We start from the raw sequence: 2,625 nt of genomic DNA, 5'->3' as shown, positions 1-2,625 counted from the left end.
TGTACACGCCATCGACGTATTGCGCGCCGCCAGCGGTGGCAACCAGTTCGTCGGTTACTACGCCGTCATCGGACATGAACTTGACGTCCTTGAGACCCGCTTCACGAAGCTGACGAACCAGTGGACCGGCTTCCGGATGCAGGCCGCCGAAGTACACGACGTCAGCCCCAGCCGCACGGATTTTGGTAACCAGGGCGCTGAAGTCTTTCTCGCCACGGGTCAGGCCTTCTTCGATCACCGGCTTGACGCCGCGCTTGGTCAACTGGGCAGCGGTAGCATCGGCCAGGCCTTTGCCATAGGTGTCCTTGTCGTTGATCACGGCAACCTTCTTGCCCTTGAGCACGTCGACGATGTAGTCGCCGGCAACGATACCTTGCTGGTCGTCACGCCCGCACATGCGGAACATGGCGGTCATGCCACGCTCAGTCACTTGAGGGTTGGTGGAGCCAGGCGTGATCGCAATCACACCCGCATCGTTATAGACCTCGGACGCCGGAATGGTGTTCGACGAGCAGAAGTGCCCGACCACGCCGATCACCTTGTCCTGGTCGACCAGACGGTTGGCCACGGCCACCGCTTGTTTTGGCTCGCAAGCATCATCGCCTTTGACCAGCACGATTTTCTCACCGTTGATGCCGCCGGCCTTGTTAACCACATCGGCTGCCGCCTGGGCACCCTTCATGTACTGCTCACCGAAAGCCGCGTTGGCGCCCGTCATCGGGCCTGCCACGCCAATCTTCACATCAGCTTGAACAAACGTAGAAACGCCCAGCGCCGCTGCAACGGCGAGGGCCAGAAAACCTTTCTTGTAAAACGTCTGGGACATGAGTGGTGCTCCGATATTTTTGATTTTTGGCACGACAACTTGCATTCAAACTTTCCACTTGAAGCCAAGAGCAAGGCGCGTGCCATTACGTTTTTATTCTTCAAAAAGACACGGTGTCATTGTTATTACGGGCGTTTCGGCTCCTTTTGCCAGGACGTGCAACCGTCTAGCCTGAAGAGGTGCAACCAGCAAGCCAAAAAAGTACAACCCTGGCAGGTCGCACCTGCAACCAGATGGATAAACGACAGTTCCTACACCTGTAACAAACGGCGTAACGGAACTGCACATTTACAGTGCGTGATTGCTACGACTTGCACCAATACAGATTAGTAGCCTGCTAAGAAAATGCAGGCTTCTGAGCGGTATTTCGCTGATCAGATCACGATCCTCAGGCATTGCCCGGCGTGATACAGCGAGAACCCGGCTTCGTAGAGGCAACTGCGCAGCCCCACTCCGGCCAACGGCTGCATCGGTGCGAAGGGAATCGGCAGCGCCTGGGGATTCTGGTGACACAAGTAGTCGGCGAACGCCTTGCCGACCACGCTGCCCGTGGTCACGCCACGTCCGTTATAGCCGGTGACCGCCACCAGCCCGGGGGCGGGCTCGAACAGGCGCATCAAGTGGTCGGGGGTGAAGGCGATGCAGCCGGTCCAGGTGCATTCCCACTGCACCGATTTGAGGTACGGGAAGTAATGCTGCTGCACCCGATCGGCCCACGCCTTGAGGAACCACGTTGGTTTCTGGTTGCCGTTGCCCAGGCTGCCGAGCAACAACCGACCGTCGGCATCGCGGCGAATGCTGCTCAGTACCTGGCGGGTATCCCAGGAGCCTTGGCCTCCCGGCAGGATTCGCTTGGCAGCCTCGTCCGTCAACGGGGCCGAGGCGACTTGGTAGTAATAGCCTGGGAAGAAATTGCGTCGAAGTTCAGTCCACTCGCCCTCGGTATAGGCGTTGGAGGCGATCACCACTTGTGCGGCCTGCACCGAACCCTGGGCGGTCTGTACCGACCAGTACGAACCTTGTCGCTCAAGCTGGGTGACCGGCGAGTGGTCAAATAACTGCCCACCCAGGCCTACCGCGGCATTCGCCAACCCCGTGGTGTAGGCCATCGGGTTCAAGGTGCCGGCACGCCGGTCCAGCAGCGCGGCGGCGATCTTTTGGGTGCCCGTGGCTTGCTCGCACGCCTGCCCGGTGAGCAACTCAACGGGTGCGCCACGGCGTTTCCATTGTGCTTCGCGACTGCGCAAATCCGCCTCGCCGCGGGCGTTGTGCGCCATGTGCAACGTACCTTCGCGGCGCAATTGGCAATCGATGTTGTACTTGTCGATCAGGCTGAACACCAGGGACGGCGCCGCGCCCAACATGCGGTTGAGCTGGCTGCCTACCGCCTCGCCAAAACCGGCTTCGATCTCGTCCGGGGGAATCCACATGCCGGCGTTGACCAGCCCGACGTTGCGCCCCGAACCGCCGTGACCGGTGCGATGAGCCTCCAGCACGGCGACGCTTTTGCCCTGCTCCAGCAAATGAATGGCGGCGGACAACCCGGTGATCCCGGCGCCGATCACACACACATCCACCTTGACCTCACCCTTGAGCGCAGCGCGATCGGGCCGGCCGGGGGTCAGTTGTTCCCATAAACATGCTTCGCGTAATGCCATTGCCAGACTCCGAATGAAACCTAACAAACCACTCTTATTTTGAATTGCAGACCCAATCAAATGTGGGAGGGGGCTTGCCCCCGATTGCTGTGTGTCAGTCAACAGATATACAACTGATCCACCGCCATCGGGGGCAAGCCC

2 protein-coding genes are annotated in these 2,625 nt (G+C 59.7%); both read right to left on the bottom strand.

Going from position 1 to position 2,625, the window contains the following annotated elements; translation table 11 throughout:
* Positions 1-826, bottom strand: an 826-nt coding sequence (locus ACRESD_RS10750) for a branched-chain amino acid ABC transporter substrate-binding protein (protein WP_431750889.1), incomplete at its 3' end; no start/stop codon positions are given.
* 374 nt (positions 827-1,200) lie between these two features.
* On the bottom strand, positions 1,201-2,484 hold the full coding sequence (gene amaA / locus ACRESD_RS10745; protein ID WP_431750888.1) for an L-pipecolate oxidase: 1,284 nt from the start codon (positions 2,482-2,484) through the stop codon (positions 1,201-1,203).
* Positions 2,485-2,625 lie beyond the last annotated feature (141 nt).

The sequence above is a fragment of the Pseudomonas sp. genome (assembly GCF_050739995.1).
Classification (GTDB): Bacteria; Pseudomonadota; Gammaproteobacteria; order Pseudomonadales; family Pseudomonadaceae; genus Aquipseudomonas.
This window is presented reverse-complemented; position numbering and strand designations above follow the sequence as displayed.

Bases quoted from the DNA above. Each gene is read 5' to 3' on its own strand.
- amaA (WP_431750888.1), bottom strand. From the start codon at position 2,484: ATGGCATTACGCGAAGCATGTTTATGGGAACAACTGACCCCCGGCCGG.